Origin of the sequence: Stutzerimonas balearica DSM 6083 (assembly GCF_000818015.1) — a bacterium.
GTDB classification, from domain to species: domain Bacteria; phylum Pseudomonadota; class Gammaproteobacteria; order Pseudomonadales; family Pseudomonadaceae; genus Stutzerimonas; species Stutzerimonas balearica.
Window position 1 is genome coordinate 3,724,848 of the sequence record NZ_CP007511.1, and the last position, 20,723, is coordinate 3,745,570.

23 protein-coding genes are annotated in these 20,723 nt (G+C 59.4%); all 23 read right to left on the reverse strand.

What is annotated here, in order from left to right:
- Positions 1-13 precede the first annotated feature (13 nt).
- Complete coding sequence (gene rpsN, locus CL52_RS17335; RefSeq protein WP_041110240.1) at positions 14-319, reverse strand: 30S ribosomal protein S14; 306 nt, start codon at positions 317-319, stop codon at positions 14-16.
- Between the two features lie 12 nt (positions 320-331).
- On the reverse strand, positions 332-871 hold the full coding sequence (gene rplE / locus CL52_RS17340) for a 50S ribosomal protein L5 (protein ID WP_041110239.1): 540 nt from the start codon (positions 869-871) through the stop codon (positions 332-334).
- Positions 872-890: 19 nt separating this feature from the next.
- Entirely contained in the window at positions 891-1,205 is a 315-nt protein-coding gene (rplX, locus tag CL52_RS17345) for a 50S ribosomal protein L24 (protein ID WP_043222056.1), read from the reverse strand.
- A gap of 11 nt (positions 1,206-1,216) precedes the next feature.
- Positions 1,217-1,585: a 50S ribosomal protein L14 gene (gene rplN, locus CL52_RS17350; RefSeq protein ID WP_003289207.1), complete on the reverse strand. Its 369-nt coding sequence runs from the start codon at positions 1,583-1,585 to the stop codon at positions 1,217-1,219.
- A gap of 23 nt (positions 1,586-1,608) precedes the next feature.
- Entirely contained in the window at positions 1,609-1,875 is a 267-nt protein-coding gene (rpsQ, locus tag CL52_RS17355; protein WP_041110275.1) for a 30S ribosomal protein S17, read from the reverse strand.
- Between the two features lie 2 nt (positions 1,876-1,877).
- A complete protein-coding gene (rpmC, locus tag CL52_RS17360; protein WP_003289209.1) occupies positions 1,878-2,069 on the reverse strand; it encodes a 50S ribosomal protein L29 in 192 nt (63 codons plus the stop codon).
- Positions 2,069-2,482, reverse strand: a complete 414-nt coding sequence (gene rplP / locus CL52_RS17365; RefSeq protein ID WP_041110237.1) for a 50S ribosomal protein L16 — start codon at positions 2,480-2,482, stop codon at positions 2,069-2,071. Before rplP ends, rpmC begins: the two co-directional genes overlap by 1 nt.
- A gap of 12 nt (positions 2,483-2,494) precedes the next feature.
- Entirely contained in the window at positions 2,495-3,181 is a 687-nt protein-coding gene (rpsC, locus tag CL52_RS17370) for a 30S ribosomal protein S3 (protein WP_041110236.1), read from the reverse strand.
- A 13-nt stretch (positions 3,182-3,194) separates the two neighbouring features.
- Complete coding sequence (rplV, locus tag CL52_RS17375) at positions 3,195-3,527, reverse strand: 50S ribosomal protein L22 (RefSeq protein ID WP_003304070.1); 333 nt, start codon at positions 3,525-3,527, stop codon at positions 3,195-3,197.
- A gap of 13 nt (positions 3,528-3,540) precedes the next feature.
- A complete protein-coding gene (gene rpsS, locus CL52_RS17380) occupies positions 3,541-3,816 on the reverse strand; it encodes a 30S ribosomal protein S19 (protein ID WP_003293029.1) in 276 nt (91 codons plus the stop codon).
- Between the two features lie 16 nt (positions 3,817-3,832).
- Positions 3,833-4,654 carry a 50S ribosomal protein L2 gene (rplB, locus tag CL52_RS17385; protein WP_041110235.1) on the reverse strand — a complete coding sequence of 274 codons (822 nt, stop codon included), beginning with the start codon at positions 4,652-4,654 and terminating at the stop codon, positions 3,833-3,835.
- Positions 4,655-4,669: 15 nt separating this feature from the next.
- The gene (rplW, locus tag CL52_RS17390; protein ID WP_041110234.1) at positions 4,670-4,969 is read right to left on the reverse strand and encodes a 50S ribosomal protein L23; all 300 of its coding nucleotides are present in this window, start codon (positions 4,967-4,969) and stop codon (positions 4,670-4,672) included.
- Positions 4,966-5,568: a 50S ribosomal protein L4 gene (gene rplD / locus CL52_RS17395; protein ID WP_041110233.1), complete on the reverse strand. Its 603-nt coding sequence runs from the start codon at positions 5,566-5,568 to the stop codon at positions 4,966-4,968. Before rplD ends, rplW begins: the two co-directional genes overlap by 4 nt.
- A 12-nt stretch (positions 5,569-5,580) precedes the next feature.
- Positions 5,581-6,216: a 50S ribosomal protein L3 gene (gene rplC, locus CL52_RS17400; RefSeq protein WP_043222060.1), complete on the reverse strand. Its 636-nt coding sequence runs from the start codon at positions 6,214-6,216 to the stop codon at positions 5,581-5,583.
- An 81-nt stretch (positions 6,217-6,297) separates the two neighbouring features.
- On the reverse strand, positions 6,298-6,609 hold the full coding sequence (rpsJ, locus tag CL52_RS17405; protein ID WP_003103876.1) for a 30S ribosomal protein S10: 312 nt from the start codon (positions 6,607-6,609) through the stop codon (positions 6,298-6,300).
- 150 nt (positions 6,610-6,759) lie between these two features.
- On the reverse strand, positions 6,760-7,953 hold the full coding sequence (gene tuf / locus CL52_RS17410) for an elongation factor Tu (RefSeq protein WP_043222062.1): 1,194 nt from the start codon (positions 7,951-7,953) through the stop codon (positions 6,760-6,762).
- 30 nt (positions 7,954-7,983) lie between these two features.
- Positions 7,984-10,089, reverse strand: coding sequence for an elongation factor G (gene fusA, locus CL52_RS17415; RefSeq protein ID WP_041110230.1), 2,106 nt, complete (start codon positions 10,087-10,089; stop codon positions 7,984-7,986).
- Between the two features lie 30 nt (positions 10,090-10,119).
- The gene (rpsG, locus tag CL52_RS17420; RefSeq protein ID WP_041110229.1) at positions 10,120-10,590 is read right to left on the reverse strand and encodes a 30S ribosomal protein S7; all 471 of its coding nucleotides are present in this window, start codon (positions 10,588-10,590) and stop codon (positions 10,120-10,122) included.
- Positions 10,591-10,687: 97 nt separating this feature from the next.
- Entirely contained in the window at positions 10,688-11,059 is a 372-nt protein-coding gene (gene rpsL, locus CL52_RS17425) for a 30S ribosomal protein S12 (protein WP_003280832.1), read from the reverse strand.
- Between the two features lie 138 nt (positions 11,060-11,197).
- Positions 11,198-15,397, reverse strand: a complete 4,200-nt coding sequence (gene rpoC, locus CL52_RS17430) for a DNA-directed RNA polymerase subunit beta' (RefSeq protein WP_041110228.1) — start codon at positions 15,395-15,397, stop codon at positions 11,198-11,200.
- A 64-nt stretch (positions 15,398-15,461) separates the two neighbouring features.
- Positions 15,462-19,532: a DNA-directed RNA polymerase subunit beta gene (rpoB, locus tag CL52_RS17435; RefSeq protein WP_041110227.1), complete on the reverse strand. Its 4,071-nt coding sequence runs from the start codon at positions 19,530-19,532 to the stop codon at positions 15,462-15,464.
- Positions 19,533-19,739: 207 nt separating this feature from the next.
- Entirely contained in the window at positions 19,740-20,108 is a 369-nt protein-coding gene (rplL, locus tag CL52_RS17440) for a 50S ribosomal protein L7/L12 (RefSeq protein ID WP_041110226.1), read from the reverse strand.
- A gap of 75 nt (positions 20,109-20,183) precedes the next feature.
- Positions 20,184-20,684, reverse strand: coding sequence for a 50S ribosomal protein L10 (gene rplJ / locus CL52_RS17445; protein ID WP_041110225.1), 501 nt, complete (start codon positions 20,682-20,684; stop codon positions 20,184-20,186).
- Positions 20,685-20,723 lie beyond the last annotated feature (39 nt).

Consider the following 20,723-nt stretch of genomic DNA (forward strand, 5'->3'; position numbering starts at 1 on the left):
GCCGGCCAGCCACTTACCAGCTGGCCTTCACCAGCCCCGGTACGTCACCACGCATAGCAGCCTGGCGCAGCATATTGCGCGACAGACCGAACTTGCGGTAGACGCCGTGCGGACGACCAGTCAGGCGGCAGCGGTTACGCAGACGCGATGCACTCGCGTCGCGAGGCTGCTTCTGCAGTGCGACCTGGGCGTTCCAGCGCTCTTCCGGAGTGGAGTTCGGGTTAGCGATCACCGCTTTGAGAGCGGCACGCTTCTGAGCGAACTTGGCGACCAGACGCTGACGCTTCAGCTCGCGGTTCTTCATGCTTTGCTTAGCCATGTCCTACTCCGATCAATTGCGGAACGGGAAGTTGAACGCGCGCAACAGCGCACGGCCCTCTTCGTCCGAGCGGGCAGTAGTGGTCAGGGTGATATCCAGACCACGCAGAGCATCGATCTTGTCGTAATCGATTTCCGGGAAGATGATCTGCTCTTTCACACCCATGCTGTAGTTGCCACGACCATCAAAGGACTTGGCATTCAGGCCGCGGAAGTCACGCACACGCGGCAGGGAGATGGAAAGGAGGCGATCCAGGAATTCGTACATACGCTCGCGACGCAGAGTCACTTTAACGCCGATCGGCCAGCCCTCACGGACCTTGAAACCTGCGATGGACTTGCGTGCGTGCGTCACGACGCACTTCTGACCGGTGATCTTTTCAAGATCGGCAACAGCGTTCTCGATGATCTTTTTGTCACCGATAGCCTCGCCAAGACCCATGTTCAGGGTGATCTTGGTGATACGCGGAACTTCCATCACGTTCGCAAGCTTCAGTTCTTCCTTCAGCTTCGGCGCGATTTCCTTCCGATAAACTTCTTTTAGTCGTGCCATGGTTATCTACCTAGCAGTCTCAAGCATCAACCGGCTTTTGGGTCGACTTGAAGACACGAATTTTCTTGCCGTCCTCAACCTTGAAACCAACGCGATCAGCCTTGTCGGTTTCAGCATTGAAGATGGCGACGTTAGAGGCGTGCAGAGGCGCCTCCTTCTCGACGATACCGCCCTGGATGCCGGCCATGGGGTTCGGCTTGGTGTGGCGCTTGACCAGGTTGACACCGCCGACGACCAGACGGTCGTCGGCGAGAACCTTGAGCACCTTACCGCGCTTGCCCTTGTCTTTGCCGGCGATGACGATGATCTCGTCGTTGCGACGAATCTTTTGCATGCGGCTACTCCTTACAGCACTTCAGGGGCAAGCGAGACGATCTTCATGAACTTCTCCGAACGAAGCTCACGAGTCACCGGCCCAAAGATACGGGTGCCGATCGGCTCCTGCTTGTTGTTCAGCAGGACCGCAGCATTGCCATCGAAGCGGATGATCGAGCCATCGGGACGACGCACACCGTGACGGGTGCGAACCACGACAGCAGTCATCACCTGACCCTTTTTCACCTTGCCACGTGGAATCGCTTCCTTGACCGTGACCTTGATGATGTCGCCGATACCGGCGTAACGACGATGGGAGCCGCCGAGCACCTTGATGCACATGACACGGCGGGCACCGCTGTTGTCAGCCACATCGAGCATGGATTGAGTCTGAATCATATAATTTCTCCGACCCCTAGCCCTTAGACTTCGACGGCGCGTTCGACGACGTCAACCAGCGTCCAGGACTTGGTCTTGGCCATCGGGCGGGTCTCACGAATGGTGACCTTGTCGCCGATGCGGCACTGATTGCTTTCATCGTGAGCGTGCAGCTTGGTCGAACGCTTCACATATTTACCGTAGATCGGGTGCTTGACGCGACGCTCGATCAGAACGGTGATGGTCTTGTCCATTTTGTCGCTGACGACGCGACCGGTCAGCGTACGGACGGTTTTCTGAGCTTCAGCCATGATCACTTACCTGCCTGCTGGTTGAGCACAGTCTTGACACGAGCGATGTCGCGCTTGACTTGCGAGAGCAGGTGAGACTGCCCCAACTGGCCAGTCGCCTTCTGCATACGCAGATTGAACTGGTCGCGCAGCAGCTCGAGCAGTTGCTCGTTCAGCTGCTGAGCGGATTTTTCACGAAGTTCATTCGCTTTCATCACATCACCGTCCGCTTAACAAAGGAGGTGGCGAGCGGCAGCTTTGCAGCAGCCAGGGCGAAAGCCTCACGCGCCAGCTCTTCGGAAACACCCTCGATCTCGTAGAGCACCTTGCCCGGCTGAATCTGGGCTACCCAGTACTCGACGCCACCCTTACCTTTACCCATCCGGACTTCCAGAGGCTTCTTGGTAACAGGCTTGTCGGGGAACACGCGAATCCAGATCTTGCCGCCACGCTTAACGTGACGAGTAAGCGCACGACGCGCTGCCTCGATCTGGCGCGCAGTCAAGCGACCACGGGATACGGACTTCAGCGCGAACTCGCCGAAGCTCACTTTGCTACCGCGCTGCGCCAGACCACGGTTGTGGCCGGTCATCTGCTTGCGGAATTTTGTACGCTTTGGTTGCAACATTTGGCGTACTCCTTATTTGGCAGCTTTTTTACGAGGAGCGGGCGCCTGCGGCTTGAGCTCTTCATGGCGGCCACCGATGACCTCACCCTTGAAGATCCAGACCTTGACACCGATCACACCGTAGGTGGTGTGCGCTTCGTAGGTGGCGTAGTCGATATCCGCACGCAGGGTGTGCAGCGGCACACGACCTTCGCGATACCATTCGGTACGGGCAATCTCGGCACCGCCAAGACGACCGCTCACCTGGATCTTGATGCCCTTGGCACCAATGCGGATGGCGTTCTGCACCGCACGCTTCATGGCGCGACGGAACATCACACGACGCTCCAGCTGCTGAGCAACGCTCTGTGCAACCAGCATGGCATCGAGTTCCGGCTTGCGGATTTCCTCGATGTTGATGTGCACCGGCACACCCATTTGCTTGGTCAGGTCCTGACGCAGCTTCTCAACATCCTCTCCCTTCTTGCCGATGACGATGCCAGGGCGAGCGGTGTGGATGGTGATGCGTGCGGTTTGAGCCGGACGATGAATATCGATACGGCTTACGGACGCGCTTTTTAGTTTGTCTTGGAGGTACTCACGCACGTTCAGATCTGCAAGCAGATAATCGGCGTAGGTACGGCCGTCTGCATACCAGACGGAGGTGTGCTCCTTGACGATTCCCAGGCGAATGCCAGTGGGATGTACTTTCTGACCCATCTGATCGACTCCGTTACTTGTCCGCAACCTTGACAGTGATATGGCAAGACCGCTTGACGATGCGATCAGCGCGGCCTTTGGCCCGCGGCATGATTCGCTTAAGCGAACGCCCTTCGTTGACGAAGACGGTGGAGACCTTCAGGTCGTCCACATCAGCGCCCTCGTTGTGCTCGGCGTTAGCAACGGCCGACTCGAGCACTTTCTTCATGATTTCCGCGGCTTTCTTACTGCTGAAAGCCAGCAGGTTGAGCGCATCGCCCACCTTCTTCCCGCGGATCTGGTCGGCGACCAGGCGGGCTTTCTGGGCGGAGATGCGAGCGCCCGACAACTTAGCGGCTACTTCCATCTTTCCTTACCCCTTAGCGCTTGCCTTTCTTGTCCGCTACGTGACCACGGTAGGTCCGGGTAGCAGCGAACTCGCCGAGCTTGTGGCCGACCATGTCTTCGCTCACGAGGACCGGGACGTGCTGGCGACCGTTGTGTACAGCAATGGTCAAACCGACCATCTGCGGCAGGATCATCGAACGACGCGACCAGGTTTTCACCGGCTTGCGATCGTTCTTTTCCACCGCCGCCTCGACCTTCTTCAATAGGTGAAGATCGATAAAAGGACCTTTTTTCAGAGAACGCGGCACTGTCGTATCCCTCTAGTTACTTGCGACGACGGACGATCATGTTATCGGTGCGCTTGTTGGAGCGGGTCTTCGCGCCCTTGGTCGGGAAGCCCCATGGCGACACCGGATGACGACCACCGGAGGTACGACCTTCACCACCACCGTGCGGGTGATCTACCGGGTTCATGGCAACACCACGAACGGTCGGACGCACACCACGCCAGCGCTTGGCACCGGCCTTGCCCAGAGAGCGCAGGCTGTGCTCCGAGTTGGAGACCTCGCCCAGGGTTGCACGACACTCGGCCAGCACCTTGCGCATCTCACCGGAACGCAGGCGAAGCGTCACGTAGGAGCCTTCGCGAGCGACCAGCTGAGCCGAAGCACCAGCGGAGCGAGCGATCTGCGCCCCCTTACCTGGCTTGAGTTCGATACCGTGAACGGTCGAACCAACCGGGATATTACGCAGCGGCAGGCTGTTGCCAGCCTTGATCGGCGCATTGACACCGGAAACCAGCTGATCGCCAGCAGCGACACCTTTCGGCGCAATGATGTAGCGACGCTCGCCATCGGCATACTTCAGCAACGCAATGTGAGCAGTACGGTTCGGGTCATATTCGACACGCTCGACGATGGCAGGAATGCCATCCTTGTTGCGGCGGAAATCGACCAGACGATAGTGCTGCTTATGACCACCACCGACGTGACGAGTGGTGATGCGACCGTTGTTGTTACGGCCACCGGTTTTCGACTTCTTCTCGACCAGCGGTGCGTAAGGAGCGCCTTTGTGAAGCTCCTGATTGACCACCTTGACCACAAAACGGCGGCCCGCGGAAGTCGGCTTGCATTTAACGATTGCCATGATGCACCCCCTCCCTTACTCAGCACTGCTGGCGAAATCGAGATCCTGGCCCGGCTGAAGAGCGATGTACGCCTTCTTCCAGTCGTTGCGCTTGCCCAGACCGCGAGCGGTACGCTTGGTCTTGCCCTGAACATTCAGGGTATTGACGGCAGCAACCTTCACGCCGAACAGGCTTTCAACAGCCTTCTTGATTTCCAGCTTGGTTGCGTCAGTCGCAACCTTGAATACGAATTGGCTCTTGCCATCGGCCAGCACAGTTGCCTTCTCGGAGACGTGCGGACCAAGCAGAACTTTGAATACGCGTTCCTGGTTCATCCCAGCAGCTCCTCGAATTTCTTCACAGCCGACACGGTGATGAGCACCTTGTCGTAGGCAATGAGGCTGACCGGATCCGAGCCCTGCACATCGCGGACATCCACGTGCGGCAGGTTGCGGGCAGCCAGATACAGGTTCTGATCAACGGCATCGGAAACAATGAGCACGTCATTCAGGCCCATGCCGTTCAGCTTGCCGGCTAGTTGCTTGGTTTTCGGCGAATCAACGGCGAAATCCTCGACAACCACCAGGCGCTCCGAGCGGACCAACTCACTGAGGATGGAGCGCAGAGCCGCGCGATACATCTTCTTGTTGAGCTTTTGCTCATGATTCTGCGGACGAGCAGCAAAGGTAACGCCACCGCCACGCCAGATCGGACCACGAGTAGTACCGGCACGCGCGCGACCGGTACCTTTCTGACGCCAGGGGCGCTTACCGCCACCGGAGACATCGGAACGGCTTTTCTGCTGCTTGCTGCCCTGACGACCACCAGCCATGTAGGCAACTACAGCCTGGTGCACGAGGGTCTCGTTGAACTCGCCACCAAAGGCGCGATCGGAGACTTCGATGGCCTGAGCGCCATTAACATTCAATTGCATGTGAACTCCCCCTTAACCGCGAGCCTTGACGGCCGGACGCACGAGAACGTCGCCACCGGTCGCACCGGGCACTGCGCCCTTGACCAGCAGGAGGTTGCGCTCGGCATCGACACGCACGATTTCCAGGGACTGCACGGTTACGCGCTCGGCGCCCATGTGCCCGGACATCTTTTTGCCCTTGAATACACGACCAGGAGTCTGGCACTGACCGATGGATCCCGGGACGCGGTGGGATACGGAGTTACCGTGGGTATTGTCCTGACCACGGAAATTCCAGCGCTTGATGGTACCGGCAAAGCCTTTACCCCTGGACTGACCGGTGACATCCACCAGCTGTCCTGCCTGAAAGATTTCCGCCTTGATTTCGTCACCAGCCTGGTATTCGCCGTCTTCCAGACGAAACTCCAGAACGGCGCGACCTGCAGCGACATTCGCCTTAGCGAAGTGACCGGCCTGCGCTTTGGTCACACGGGAAGCACGACGCTCACCAACGGTAACCTGCACCGCACGGTAGCCATCGCTTTCTTCGTTCTTGAACTGGGTGACGCGATTCGGCTCGATCTCGATGACCGTAACCGGAATAGAGACACCTTCTTCGGTGAAGATGCGGGTCATGCCGCACTTACGACCGACTACACCAATAGTCATTTTAAAACCTCTTGAGTGTACGGGGCTTTCACCCGCTATGGCCGCCCATTTCAGAGCGTTACACGACTAAAACAGAGCGTTTTAGCCGAGGCTGATCTGCACTTCCACGCCAGCCGCAAGATCGAGCTTCATCAGCGCATCGACCGTCTTATCGGTCGGCTGAACGATGTCCAGCACACGCTTGTGGGTTCGGATTTCATACTGATCACGCGCGTCTTTGTTGACGTGCGGAGAAATCAGCACAGTGAACCGCTCTTTGCGGGTTGGCAGCGGAATCGGACCACGCACCTGAGCACCAGTACGTTTCGCGGTCTCCACGATTTCCTGGGTTGATTGATCGATCAGGCGATGGTCAAAAGCCTTCAACCGAATACGGATTTGTTGGTTTTGCATTTTGACCTCAGACTCCAATTAGCCATCCCTACCAGACGAAAACGCCTGATAAAAGGAGGCGCAATTGTACGGATGCGTCCAGGGGGTGTCAATAAATGACCAGCAATAGAAAAGGGCCCCCGAAGGGGCCCTTTTCCAGACTCACCGAACTTATTCGATGACCTTGGCGACCACGCCGGCACCAACGGTACGACCGCCTTCGCGAATAGCGAAGCGCAGGCCGTCTTCCATGGCGATCGGCTTGATCAGGGTGACAACCATCTTGATGTTGTCGCCCGGCATAACCATCTCAACGCCTTCCGGCAGTTCGCACGAACCGGTCACGTCGGTGGTACGGAAGTAGAACTGCGGACGGTAGCCCTTGAAGAACGGGGTATGACGACCACCTTCTTCCTTGGACAGCACGTACACTTCCGCCTCGAACTTGGTGTGCGGCTTGATGGTGCCCGGCTTGGCCAGAACCTGACCACGCTCAACCTCGTCACGCTTGGTGCCACGCAGCAGCACACCGCAGTTCTCGCCCGCACGACCTTCGTCGAGCAGCTTGCGGAACATCTCGACACCCGTACAGGTAGTCTTGGTGGTCGGACGCAGACCAACGATTTCGATCTCTTCCTGCACCTTGATGATGCCGCGCTCGACACGACCGGTAACCACGGTACCGCGACCGGAGATCGAGAACACGTCTTCGATCGGCATCAGGAACGGCTTGTCGATAGCACGCACCGGCTCCGGAATGTAGCTGTCCAGGGTCTCGACCAGCTTCTTGACCGCAGTGGTGCCCAGGCCGTTCTCGTCTTCGCCGTTCAGCGCCATCAGCGCAGAGCCAACGATGATCGGCGTGTCGTCACCCGGGAAGTCGTAGGTGCTCAGCAGGTCGCGAACTTCCATCTCGACCAATTCCAGCAGCTCGGCGTCGTCGACCATGTCGGCCTTGTTCAGGAACACGACGATGTAAGGAACACCTACCTGACGGGACAGCAGGATGTGCTCACGCGTTTGCGGCATGGGGCCGTCAGCAGCCGAGCAAACCAGGATCGCGCCGTCCATCTGGGCAGCACCGGTGATCATGTTCTTCACGTAGTCGGCGTGACCCGGGCAGTCAACGTGCGCGTAGTGACGAACGTTCGAGTCGTACTCTACGTGAGCGGTGTTGATGGTGATACCACGAGCCTTCTCTTCCGGCGCGCTGTCGATCTTGTCGAAGTCGACGCGAGCGGAACCGAACACTTCCGAGCAAACGCGGGTCAGCGCAGCGGTCAGAGTGGTCTTGCCATGGTCAACGTGACCGATGGTGCCGACATTGACGTGCGGTTTGTTACGTTCGAATTTTTCCTTAGCCACGACAGTAAACCTCTTACTTAAAGGGCTGAATCAACCTTGTTTTTTGATGATAGCTTCGGCGATGTTGGCCGGCGCTTCCGCGTACTTCGAGAACTCCATGGAGTAGCTTGCACGACCCTGCGACATGGAGCGAACGTCCGTAGCGTAACCGAACATCTCACCCAGCGGCACCTCGGCACGGATAACCTTGCCGGAAACGGTGTCTTCCATGCCTTGGATCAGGCCGCGACGACGGTTCAGGTCGCCCATCACGTCGCCCATGTAATCCTCGGGAGTGACCACCTCGACCTTCATGATCGGCTCGAGCAGTACCGCGCCACCCTTCTGGGAAAGCTGCTTGGTCGCCATGGAAGCCGCGATCTTGAACGCCATCTCGTTGGAGTCCACGTCGTGGTAAGAACCATCGAAGACGGTGGCTTTCAGGCCGAGCAGCGGATAACCGGCGAGAACGCCGTTCTTCATCTGCTCCTCGATACCTTTCTGGATTGCCGGGATGTATTCCTTCGGAACCACACCACCGACGACTTCGTTCTTGAACTCCAGACCTTCCTGACCTTCGTCGGAGGGCTCGAAGCGAATCCAGCAATGACCGAACTGGCCACGACCACCGGACTGACGAACAAACTTGCCTTCGATCTCGCACTTGTTGCGGATCATCTCGCGATAGGCAACCTGCGGCTTGCCGATGTTGGCCTCGACACCGAACTCACGCTTCATCCGGTCGACAATGATGTCCAGGTGAAGCTCACCCATACCACCAATGATGGTCTGGCCGGACTCTTCGTCGGTCTTGACGCGGAACGACGGATCTTCCTGAGCGAGCTTGCCCAGAGCAATGCCCATCTTCTCCTGGTCAGCCTTGGTCTTCGGCTCAACGGCGACGTGAATCACCGGCTCCGGGAAATCCATGCGCTCGAGCACGATCTGCTTGTCAGGGTCACAAAGCGTATCACCAGTGGTGACATCCTTCATGCCGATCAGCGCGGCGATATCGCCGGCACGACATTCCTTGATCTCTTCACGCTGGTTGGCGTGCATCTGCACCATCCGCCCGACGCGCTCTTTCTTGCTCTTGACCGAATTGATCACCGAGTCGCCCGACGACAATACACCGGAGTAGACACGCACGAAGGTCAAAGTACCAACGAACGGATCGGTGGCGATCTTGAACGCCAGAGCAGCAAACGGCTCATCATCGGAAGAGTGACGCTCGTCGACGATCTCATCGTTGTCAGGGCTGACACCCTTGATCGACGGCACTTCGTCCGGAGCCGGCAGGAAGTCGATCACCGCATCGAGAACCAGGGGAACGCCCTTGTTCTTGAAGGAGGAACCGCAAACAGCCGGAACGATTTCACAAGCCAAGGTACGCTGACGGAGGCCGGCCTTGATCTCCTCATTGGAGAGATCGCCCTCCTCGAGGTACTTGTTCATCAGCTCTTCGTTGGCTTCGGCAGCCGACTCGACCATGTTGGAACGGTACTCGGCAGCCAGCTCGGCGAGCTCCGCAGGAATCTCTTCCTCGCGATAGGTCATGCCCTTGTCTTCGTCGTTCCAGTAGATCGCCTTCATCTTGATCAGGTCGATCTGCCCCTGGAAGTTCTCTTCCGCGCCGATGGCAAGCTGGACCGGCACCGGGGTGTGCCCCAGGCGCTTCTTGATCTGCTCGACCACGCGCAGGAAGTTGGCGCCCTGGCGGTCCATCTTGTTCACGTAGACGATACGCGGCACGCCGTACTTGTTGGCCTGACGCCAAACCGTTTCCGACTGAGGCTCCACACCAGAGGTGCCGCAGAAGACCACGACAGCGCCATCGAGCACGCGCAGCGAACGCTCCACTTCGATGGTGAAGTCAACGTGACCGGGGGTGTCGATAACGTTGATGCGGTACTTGTCCGGGAACTGGGCACGCGAGCCCTGCCAGAAAGTCGTGACGGCCGCGGAGGTGATGGTGATACCACGCTCCTGCTCCTGCACCATCCAGTCGGTGGTCGCTGCGCCGTCGTGAACCTCGCCCAGCTTGTGGTTGACGCCGGTATAAAACAGAACACGCTCCGTGGTAGTGGTCTTGCCCGCATCGACGTGCGCGCAGATACCGATGTTACGGTAGCGGTTAATCGGGGTAGTACGAGCCAAAATAAGGTCCTCGTAGAAATTGCGCTTGAATTAGAAGCGGTAGTGCGAGAACGCCTTGTTGGCCTCGGCCATACGATGCACGTCTTCGCGCTTCTTCACGGCAGCGCCTTTACCTTCAAAAGCATCCAGCAGTTCGCCAGCGAGACGCAGCGCCATGGATTTCTCGCCACGCTTGCGCGCAGCGTCGACCAGCCAGCGCATGGCCAGGGCATTACGACGGGACGGACGAACTTCGACCGGAACCTGGTAGGTGGCACCGCCGACACGGCGGGACTTGACTTCGACCAGCGGAGCGATGGCATCGAGTGCTTTTTCGAAGACTTCCAGGGGATCGCTGTTCTTGCGTTCCTTGACCTTGTCCAGCGCACCGTAAACGATACGCTCGGCCACGGCCTTCTTGCCGCTTTCCATCACGTGGTTCATGAACTTGGCCAGGATCAGACTTCCGTACTTCGGATCGTCCAGGATCTCGCGCTTGGCTGCTACACGACGTCTTGGCATTGATAAGCCCTCAAACGGTCTTCAGGTTAGCTCGGGACGGTAACGGCCTGTTACGCCCGACCTTACTCTTATCGACTCAGATAAATAGAAATACTGCTTACTTCGGACGCTTGGCGCCGTACTTGGAACGGCCCTGCTTGCGGTCCTTCACGCCGGAGGTATCCAGCGAACCACGTACGGTGTGGTAACGCACACCCGGCAGGTCCTTTACACGACCGCCACGGATCAGCACCACACTGTGCTCTTGCAGGTTATGACCCTCACCACCGATGTAGGAGGCGACTTCATAGCCATTGGTCAGACGAACACGGCACACCTTACGCAGTGCGGAGTTCGGTTTCTTCGGCGTGGTGGTGTACACGCGAGTGCACACGCCACGACGTTGCGGGCAGTTCTGCAGCGCAGGTACGTCGCTCTTTTCGACGACGCGCTTGCGCGGCTGGCGTACCAGCTGGTTGATAGTTGCCATCTACTAGCTCCACTGTTGTCTTTCGACACAAACGAAAAATGGCAGGGCTCGTAGCCCCGCCAAATTAAGGGAACGAGAGTCTAAAGAGCTTCTCATACCCCGTCAAGGCAGGCCCCGACAGCGTCGGAGCCTACTTGCTCAGCTACCGCTGGAGTTCAGCGCTTCGGTCAGCGCTGCTTCCACTTCATCAGCACTCACCCGTACCGGCTTGTCGGCATCACGCTTGCGCTTGCGCTCGCTGTGATAGGCCAGACCGGTACCCGCCGGGATCAGACGACCGACGACCACGTTTTCCTTCAGACCACGCAGATAGTCGCGCTTGCCAGTCACTGCCGCCTCGGTGAGTACGCGAGTGGTCTCCTGGAAGGACGCTGCGGAGATGAACGACTCGGTCGACAGCGATGCCTTGGTGATACCCAGCAGGACGCGCACATACTTGGCGACGAACTTGTCCTCTTCACTCAAGCGCTCGTTCTCTTCCAGCACCTGAGTCAGCTCCATCTGATCACCCTTGATGAAGCTGGAATCGCCCGACTCGGTGATCTCGACCTTGCGCAGCATCTGCCGCAGGATGGTCTCGATGTGCTTGTCGTTGATCTTTACGCCCTGCAGGCGGTAAACGTCCTGGATCTCGTTGACGATGTAGCGCGCCAGTGCACTGACGCCCAGCAGTCGCAGGATGTCGTGCGGGTTGCTCGGGCCGTCGGAAATCACTTCGCCCTTGTTCACCTGCTCGCCTTCGAAGACGTTGAGGTGACGCCACTTCGGAATCAGCTCTTCGTACGGATCGCTACCATCGGTCGGCGTGATGACCAGACGACGCTTGCCCTTGGTTTCCTTGCCGAACGAAATCGTGCCGCTGATCTCGGCCAGAATCGAAGGCTCCTTCGGACGGCGCGCCTCGAACAGGTCGGCTACGCGAGGCAGACCACCGGTGATGTCGCGGGTCTTGGAGGTTTCCTGCGGGATACGTGCGATGACGTCGCCCACGCCCACCTCGGCACCATCGGCCACACCGACCAGCGCATTGGCGGGCAGGAAGTACTGAGCCGGAACGTCGGTGCCCGGCAGCAGCAGGTCCTTGCCACTGGCATCGACCAGCTTCACGGCCGGACGAATATCCTTGCCGGCAGCCGGACGGTCCTTCGGATCCATCACCTCGATGTTGGTCAGACCCGTCAGCTCGTCGGTCTGACGCTTGATGGTGATGTTCTCTTCCATACCGACGAAGGTCACGCGCCCCTTCATCTCGGTGACGATCGGGTGGGTGTGCGGGTCCCACTTGGCCACGACAGCCCCCGCCTCGACCTTGTCACCTTCCTTGACCGAAATAACGGCACCGTACGGCAGCTTGTAGCGCTCGCGCTCTCGACCGAAGTCGTCGGCAACCGCCAGCTCACCGGAACGCGACACTGCAATCAGCGCGCCGTCGGCACGCTCGACGTACTTGAGGTTGTGCAGGCGGATCACACCGCCATTCTTCACCAGTACGTTATCGACAGCCGAGGTCCGGCTCGCCGCACCACCGATGTGGAAGGTACGCATGGTCAGCTGGGTACCCGGCTCACCGATCGACTGAGCCGCGATGACACCGACCGCTTCGCCGATATTGACCAGATGGCCACGGGCCAGGTCGCGGCCGTAGCACTTCGAGCAGATGCCATAGCGGGTTTCGCAGCTGATCGGCGAACGCACGACCACTTCGTCGATGCTGTTCAGCTCGATGAAGTCGACCCATTGCTCGTCGATCAGGGTACCGGCCGGAACCAGCACTTCTTCGGTGCCCGGCTTGAGCACATCGCGCGCGATGACCCGGCCCAGCACCCGCTCACCCAGCGGCTCGACGACGTCGCCACCCTCGATGTGCGGAGTCATGTGCAGGCCCTGCTCGGTGCCACAGTCATGCTCGGTTACGACCAGGTCCTGAGCGACGTCGACCAGACGGCGGGTCAGATAACCGGAGTTGGCAGTCTTCAGCGCGGTGTCGGCCAGACCCTTACGTGCACCGTGGGTCGAAATGAAGTACTGGAGTACGTTCAGACCCTCACGGAAGTTCGCGGTGATCGGGGTCTCGATGATCGAGCCGTCCGGCTTGGCCATCAGGCCGCGCATACCGGCCAGCTGGCGAATCTGCGCTGCGGAACCCCGCGCACCGGAGTCGGCCATCATGTACATGGAGTTGAACGAGTCCTGCTCCACTTCCTTGCCTTCGCGATCGACGACCTTCTCTTTCGAAAGGTTGGCCATCATCGCCTTGGAGACTTCGTCGTTCGCTTTCGACCAGAGGTCGATCACCTTGTTGTACTTCTCGCCCTGGGTAACCAGACCGGAGGCGTACTGGCTTTCGATCTCCTTCACTTCTTCGGTCGCCGCATCGATGATGCGCGCCTTCTCATCAGGGATGACGAAGTCATTGACGCCGATGGAGACGCCGGACAGGGTCGAGTAGGCGAAACCGGTGTACATCAGCTGGTCGGCGAAGATCACCGTGTCTTTCAGGCCCACGGTACGGTAGGCCTGGTTGATCAGCTTGGAAATAGCCTTTTTCTTCATCGGCTGGTTGACCACATCGAACGGCATGCCAGCCGGAACGATCTGGAACAGCAGCGCGCGGCCAACCGTGGTGTCGACGATGCGGGTATTGCGCGTGACGCTGCCATCACGCTCGTTGATGGTCTCGTTGATGCGCACTTTCACACGCGCATGCAACGACGCCTCGCCCGCACGGAACACGCGGTCGACTTCCTGCAGATCGGCGAAGACACGGCCTTCACCCTTGGCGTTGACGGCCTCTCGGGTCATGTAATACAGACCGAGAACCACGTCCTGCGACGGCACGATGATCGGCTCGCCGTTGGCCGGCGACAGCACGTTGTTCGTCGACATCATCAGGGCACGCGCCTCCAGCTGAGCCTCGAGGGTCAGCGGGACGTGCACGGCCATCTGGTCGCCGTCGAAGTCAGCGTTGTACGCGGCACATACCAGTGGATGCAGCTGGATTGCCTTACCCTCGATCAGCACCGGTTCGAACGCCTGAATGCCCAGTCGGTGCAGGGTCGGCGCGCGGTTGAGCAGGACCGGATGTTCGCGGATGACCTCGGCGAGCACGTCCCAGACCTCGGGCAGCTCACGCTCGACCATCTTCTTGGCGGCCTTGATCGTGGTAGCCATGCCTTTGGCTTCGAGCTTGCCGAAAATGAACGGCTTGAACAGCTCGAGTGCCATTTTCTTCGGCAGACCGCACTGGTGCAGGCGCAGGGTCGGGCCTACGGTGATAACCGAACGGCCAGAATAGTCGACGCGCTTACCCAGCAGGTTCTGGCGGAAACGACCTTGCTTGCCCTTGATCATGTCGGCCAGCGACTTGAGCGGGCGCTTGTTCGAGCCGGTGATGGCACGGCCACGGCGACCGTTGTCCAGCAGCGCGTCGACCGCTTCCTGCAGCATGCGCTTTTCGTTGCGCACGATGATGTCCGGCGCGGCCAGATCGAGCAGACGCTTCAGACGGTTGTTCCGGTTGATCACCCGGCGATACAGATCGTTGAGATCCGAGGTCGCGAAGCGGCCGCCATCGAGCGGAACCAGCGGACGCAGGTCCGGCGGCAGCACAGGCAGGACGGTCAGCACCATCCACTCGGGCAGGTTGCCCGAGCCGTGGAAGGCCTCCATCAGCTTCAGCCGCTTGGACAGCTTCTTGATCTTGGTTTCCGAGTTGGTCTGCGGAATCTCTTCCCGCAGACGGTTGATCTCGTGCTCCAGATCGATCTGGCCCAGCAGCTCACGCACGGCCTCGGCACCCATGCGGGCATCGAAATCGTCGCCGAACTCTTCCAGCGCTTCGAAGTACTGCTCATCGTTGAGCAGCTGACCTTTTTCCAGCGTGGTCATGCCCGGATCGATGACCACGTAGCTCTCGAAATAGAGCACACGCTCGATGTCGCGCAGGGTCATGTCCAGCAGCAGACCGATACGGGACGGCAGCGACTTCAGGAACCAGATGTGAGCAACCGGCGAAGCCAGTTCGATGTGAGCCATGCGCTCGCGGCGCACCTTGGCCAGCGCGACTTCGACGCCGCACTTCTCACAGATCACGCCGCGGTGCTTCAGGCGCTTGTACTTGCCGCACAGGCACTCGTAGTCCTTGACCGGGCCGAAGATCTTGGCGCAGAACAGGCCGTCGCGCTCGGGCTTGAACGTACGGTAGTTGATGGTCTCGGGCTTCTTCACCTCACCGAACGACCACGAACGGATCATCTCAGGCGAAGCCAGGGCAATCTTGATGGCATCGAACTCTTCGATTTGACCCTGGTTTTTCAACAGATTAAGCAAGTCTTTCAAGGCCTTTCCTCCTCACGGACCTGCGGCAGCCGGCTCGCGCCGGCGCCGCGTGGGCGGTGCGTGGTTATTCGGTTTCCAGATCGATATCGATACCGAGCGAGCGGATTTCTTTGATCAACACGTTGAAGGATTCCGGCATACCGGCCTCCATGCGGTGATCGCCGTCCACGATGTTCTTGTACATCTTGGTCCGCCCGTTCACGTCGTCCGACTTGACCGTGAGCATTTCCTGCAGGGTGTAGGCAGCGCCATAAGCTTCCAGCGCCCAGACCTCCATCTCCCCGAAGCGCTGACCACCGAACTGCGCCTTGCCGCCCAGCGGCTGCTGGGTAACCAGGCTGTAGGAACCGGTGGAACGCGCGTGCATCTTGTCGTCGACCAGGTGGTTCAGCTTCAGCATGTACATGTAGCCGACAGTAGTGGTGCGCTCGAACGCATTGCCGGTCCGGCCATCATACAGCTGCATCTGGCCGCTCTCGGGCAGATCGGCGAGCTTGAGCATCGCCTTGATCTCGCGCTCCTTGGCGCCGTCGAACACCGGGGTCGCCATCGGCACGCCCTTGCGCAGGTTCTCCGCCAGAGCGAGCACCTCCTGGTCGCTCAGCTCGTCAAGGTTCTCCTGACGACCGCCGATCTCGTTGTAGATCTCGTGCAGGAACTTGCGCAGCTCGATCACCTTGCGCTGCTCTTCGAGCATCAGGTTGATCTTCTCGCCCAGGCCCTTGGCCGCAAGGCCCAGGTGGGTTTCGAGGATCTGACCGACGTTCATGCGCGACGGTACGCCCAGCGGGTTGAGCACGATGTCCACCGGCACGCCATTGGCGTCGTGAGGCATGTCCTCGACCGGCATGATCACCGAGACCACACCCTTGTTACCGTGGCGACCAGCCATCTTGTCGCCCGGCTGGATGCGGCGCTTGATCGCCAGGTAGACCTTGACAATCTTCAGCACGCCCGGAGCCAGGTCGTCGCCCTGCTGCAGCTTGCGCTTCTTGTCCTCGAACTTTTCATCGAGCAGCTGACGGCGATCGGACAGGTAGGCCTGAGCCTTTTCCAGCTGCTCGTTGAGCGCGTCGTCGGCCATGCGCAGCTTGAACCACTGGTGGCGCTCCAGCCCGTCGAGCACCTCGTCGTTCAGCTCGGTACCTTTCTTCAAGCCCGCGCCGCCTTCGGCGGTCGCACCGACCAGCGCCGAACGCAGACGTTCGAAGGTCGCACCTTCGACGATGCGAAACTCTTCGTTGAGGTCCTTGCGAATCTCGTCGAGCTGCATCTTCTCGATAGCCAGCGCACGCGAATCACGCTCCACGCCGTCACGGGTGAAGACCTGCACGTCGATGACGGTGCCCTTGGTACCGGTCGGTACACGCAGGGAGGTGTCCTTCACGTCGCTGGCCTTCTCGCCAAAGATCGCGCGCAGCAGTTTCTCTTCCGGCGTCAGCTGGGTCTCGCCCTTCGGCGTGACCTTGCCGACCAGGATGTCACCGGGGCCGACTTCGGCACCGACGTAGACGATACCGGCCTCGTCCAGCTTGTTCAGTGCAGCCTCACCCACGTTAGGGATATCCGCGGTGATCTCTTCCGGGCCGAGCTTGGTGTCACGCGACACACAGGTCAGCTCCTGGATATGGATCGTGGTAAAGCGATCTTCCTGAACAACGCGTTCGGACAGGCAGATGGAGTCTTCGAAGTTGAAGCCATTCCACGGCATGAATGCGACGCGCATGTTCTGGCCCAGCGCCAGCTCGCCCATGTCGGTGGACGGACCATCCGCCATGATGTCGCCACGAGCCACCTGATCGCCCTTCTGTACCAGCGGACGCTGATTGATGCAGGTGTTCTGGTTGGAGCGCGTGTACTTGGTGAGGTTGTAGATATCCACACCGGCCTCGCCGGTCTCGACCTCATCATCGTTCACGCGAACCACGATGCGGCTGGCATCGACCGAATCGATCACCCCACCACGTCGGGCAACGACGCAGACACCGGAATCCCGGGCGACGTTGCGCTCCATGCCGGTACCCACCAACGGCTTGTCCGAGCGCAGGGTCGGCACCGCCTGACGCTGCATGTTCGAACCCATGAGGGCGCGGTTGGCGTCGTCGTGCTCGAGGAACGGAATCAGCGAGGCCGCGACCGAAACGACCTGTTTCGGCGACACGTCCATCAGCGTCACGTCTTCCGGCGCTTTTACGGTGAACTCGTTCAGGTGACGTACGGCGACGAGTTCGTCGACCAGCTTACGGCCATCAAGCTTCGCCGATGCCTGCGCAATGACATGATCGGCTTCTTCGATTGCCGACAGGAACACGATCTCGTCGGTGACCTCGCCGTCCTTGACCACACGATACGGGCTTTCCAGGAAGCCGTACTGGTTGGTGCGGGCATAGGCGGCCAGCGAGTTGATCAGACCGATGTTCGGACCTTCAGGGGTTTCGATCGGGCACACGCGGCCGTAATGGGTCGGGTGCACGTCGCGGACTTCGAAGCCGGCGCGCTCGCGGGTCAGACCGCCCGGGCCGAGTGCAGAGACGCGGCGCTTGTGGGTGATCTCGGACAGCGGGTTGTTCTGGTCCATGAACTGCGAGAGCTGGCTGGAGCCGAAGAACTCCTTCACCGCCGCCGCGACCGGCTTGGCGTTGATCAGGTCCTGCGGCATCAGGCCTTCGCTCTCGGCCATCGACAGGCGTTCCTTGACCGCGCGCTCGACGCGCACCAGGCCGACGCGGAACTGGTTCTCGGCCATTTCACCGACACAACGCACACGCCGGTTACCCAGGTGGTCGATGTCATCGACGATGCCTTTGCCGTTACGGATATCGACCAGAGTCTTGAGTACCGCAACGATGTCCTCACGGCTCAACACGCCGGAGCCTTCGATCTCGGCACGACCGATGCGGCGGTTGAACTTCATCCGGCCGACGGCCGACAGGTCGTAGCGCTCAGCCGTGAAGAACAAGTTGTTGAACAGCGTTTCGGCGGCATCCTTGGTTGGCGGCTCACCAGGACGCATCATGCGGTAGATTTCTACCAGCGCCTCTAGCTGGTTGGTGGTCGAGTCGATCTTCAGCGTGTCGGAAATGAACGGACCGCAATCGATATCGTTGGTATACAACGTCTCGAAACGCACCACGCCCGCTTTGACGATCTTGGCCAAGGCTTCGACGGTCAGTTCGGTGTTGCATTCGGCGATGATCTCTCCGGTAGACGGATGCACGATCGCCTTGGCTACGGTACGACCGAGGACATAGTCCATCGGCATTACCAGCTCTTTGATGCCGGACTTGTCGAGCTGGTTGATATGGCGCGCAGTGATACGGCGCCCCTGCTCGACGATAACCTTGCCACTGCCATCGGTGATGTCGAACGTAGCGATTTCACCGCGCAGCCGCTGCGGCACCAGCTCCAGCGCAAGTTGCTCGCCACGAACATGGAACACGTTCGTATCGTAGAACGCCGTGAGGATTTCCTCGGTGCTGTAGTTGAGTGCGCGCAGCAGCACACTCGCCGGCAGCTTGCGGCGGCGGTCGATACGGACGAATACCGCATCCTTGGGGTCGAACTCGAAGTCCAGCCAGGAGCCGCGGTACGGAATGATCCGCGCAGAATAGAGCAGCTTACCGGAGCTGTGCGTCTTGCCGCGGTCGTGATCGAAGAAAACACCAGGCGAACGATGCAGCTGGGAAACGATCACGCGCTCGGTACCGTTGATGATGAAGGTACCGTTCTCGGTCATGAGGGGGATTTCCCCCATGTAGACTTCCTGCTCCTTGATGTCCTTGATGGCCTTGTTCGACGACTCCTTGTCGAAAATGATCAGGCGCACCTTGACCCGCAACGGGACTGCGAAGGTGACGCCGCGCAGAACGCACTCTTTCACGTCGAAGGCAGGCTCGCCCAGACGGTAGCCGACATACTCCAGCGCCGCGTTGCCAGAGTAACTGATAATCGGGAAAACGGATTTGAAGGCCGCGTGCAAGCCAATGTCACGGAACTGATCTTTGGTAGCTCCTGCCTGCAGGAATTCGCGATACGAATCCAGCTGGATGGCCAAAAGATACGGCACGTCCATTACGTGCGGTAACTTGCTAAAGTCCTTGCGGATACGTTTTTTCTCAGTGTATGAGTAAGCCATCAGCGTTCCCCAGCTTGGTCACCTGCTTGTTGGCCTCTCCCGGCGGGAGCAGCCAGAAAATCTTGCGAATCGAGGTTCGCACCATCCTGGTCCGGATGGACCGTCATGGACCGACATCGTCAGCCATAACGGAAAAAGGCCGGTGGCCAAAGCCACCAGCCGTCAGCCTCACGCGTAGCGTTTCGGCTGTAGACGCAAAGTCGTCGCTTACTTGAGCTCGACTTTGGCGCCTGCTTCTTCCAGAGCCTTCTTGGCAGCTTCGGCTTCTTCTTTCGAAACGCCTTCCTTGACCACGCCCGGGGCGCCGTCAACGACAGCCTTGGCTTCTTTCAGGCCCAGGCCGGTCAGTTCGCGAACAGCCTTGATCACGTTGACCTTCTTGTCGCCGGCTTCGGCCAGAACGATGGTGAACTCGGTCTGCTCTTCAGCAGCAGCAGCGGCAGCGGCCGGAGCAGCGGCAACGGCAGCAGCAGCGGTCACACCGAACTTCTCTTCCATTGCCTTGATCAGTTCGACGACCTGCATCACGGACATTTCGGAAACGGCGTTGATGATATCTTCGTTGGTAAGAGCCATGACTCTAATTCCTGTATTGGGGCGACGGCTTGAAGCCATCTGAATAAGTAAGAAAGCTGAAAGAGACCGTGCCTATCAGGCAGCAGCAGCTTCTTTCTGGTCGCGAATAGCCGCCAGCGTGCGAGCCAGCTTGCTGGTTGCGCCCTGGATGACGCTCATCAGCTGAGCCACGGCTTCATCGTAGGTCGGCAGGGTTGCCAGTACGTCGATCTGGTTGGCTGCGAGGAACTGACCCTCGAATGCAGCGGCCTTGATCTCGAACTTGTCCTGACCCTTGGAGAACTCCTTGAAGATGCGAGCGGCTGCGCCCGGATGCTCGTTGGAGAACGCAATCAGGGTCGGGCCCTTGAACACGTCATTCAGCACTTCAAACTGGGTGCCTTCGACGGCTCGGCGTAGCAGAGTGTTACGTACGACTCGCACGTACACACCAGCCTCGCGGGCCTCTTTACGGAGTCCGGTCATGGCCCCTACAGTCACGCCACGGGCATCGGCCACGACAGCGGACAGGGCAGCATTGGCAGCCTCGTTGACTTCAGCGACGATGGCTTTCTTGTCTTCGAGCTTGATTGCCACGGGTTTAACTCCTGGTGTTTACCGGTTCATCCGGCGGAG

What these genes read in the sequence shown, in the direction of transcription:
- rpsN (WP_041110240.1), bottom strand. Translation starts at nt 319, where the DNA reads ATGGCTAAGCAAAGCATGAAGAACCGCGAGCTGAAGCGTCAGCGTCTG.
- rplE (WP_041110239.1), bottom strand. Translation starts at nt 871, where the DNA reads ATGGCACGACTAAAAGAAGTTTATCGGAAGGAAATCGCGCCGAAGCTG.
- rplX (WP_043222056.1), bottom strand. Translation starts at nt 1,205, where the DNA reads ATGCAAAAGATTCGTCGCAACGACGAGATCATCGTCATCGCCGGCAAA.
- rplN (WP_003289207.1), bottom strand. Translation starts at nt 1,585, where the DNA reads ATGATTCAGACTCAATCCATGCTCGATGTGGCTGACAACAGCGGTGCC.
- rpsQ (WP_041110275.1), bottom strand. Translation starts at nt 1,875, where the DNA reads ATGGCTGAAGCTCAGAAAACCGTCCGTACGCTGACCGGTCGCGTCGTC.
- rpmC (WP_003289209.1), bottom strand. Translation starts at nt 2,069, where the DNA reads ATGAAAGCGAATGAACTTCGTGAAAAATCCGCTCAGCAGCTGAACGAG.
- rplP (WP_041110237.1), bottom strand. Translation starts at nt 2,482, where the DNA reads ATGTTGCAACCAAAGCGTACAAAATTCCGCAAGCAGATGACCGGCCAC.
- rpsC (WP_041110236.1), bottom strand. Translation starts at nt 3,181, where the DNA reads ATGGGTCAGAAAGTACATCCCACTGGCATTCGCCTGGGAATCGTCAAG.
- rplV (WP_003304070.1), bottom strand. Translation starts at nt 3,527, where the DNA reads ATGGAAGTAGCCGCTAAGTTGTCGGGCGCTCGCATCTCCGCCCAGAAA.
- rplB (WP_041110235.1), bottom strand. Translation starts at nt 4,654, where the DNA reads ATGGCAATCGTTAAATGCAAGCCGACTTCCGCGGGCCGCCGTTTTGTG.
- rplW (WP_041110234.1), bottom strand. Translation starts at nt 4,969, where the DNA reads ATGAACCAGGAACGCGTATTCAAAGTTCTGCTTGGTCCGCACGTCTCC.
- rplD (WP_041110233.1), bottom strand. Translation starts at nt 5,568, where the DNA reads ATGCAATTGAATGTTAATGGCGCTCAGGCCATCGAAGTCTCCGATCGC.
- rplC (WP_043222060.1), bottom strand. Translation starts at nt 6,216, where the DNA reads ATGACTATTGGTGTAGTCGGTCGTAAGTGCGGCATGACCCGCATCTTC.
- rpsJ (WP_003103876.1), bottom strand. Translation starts at nt 6,609, where the DNA reads ATGCAAAACCAACAAATCCGTATTCGGTTGAAGGCTTTTGACCATCGC.
- rpsG (WP_041110229.1), bottom strand. Translation starts at nt 10,590, where the DNA reads ATGCCAAGACGTCGTGTAGCAGCCAAGCGCGAGATCCTGGACGATCCG.
- rpsL (WP_003280832.1), bottom strand. Translation starts at nt 11,059, where the DNA reads ATGGCAACTATCAACCAGCTGGTACGCCAGCCGCGCAAGCGCGTCGTC.
- rpoB (WP_041110227.1), bottom strand. Translation starts at nt 19,532, where the DNA reads ATGGCTTACTCATACACTGAGAAAAAACGTATCCGCAAGGACTTTAGC.
- rplL (WP_041110226.1), bottom strand. Translation starts at nt 20,108, where the DNA reads ATGGCTCTTACCAACGAAGATATCATCAACGCCGTTTCCGAAATGTCC.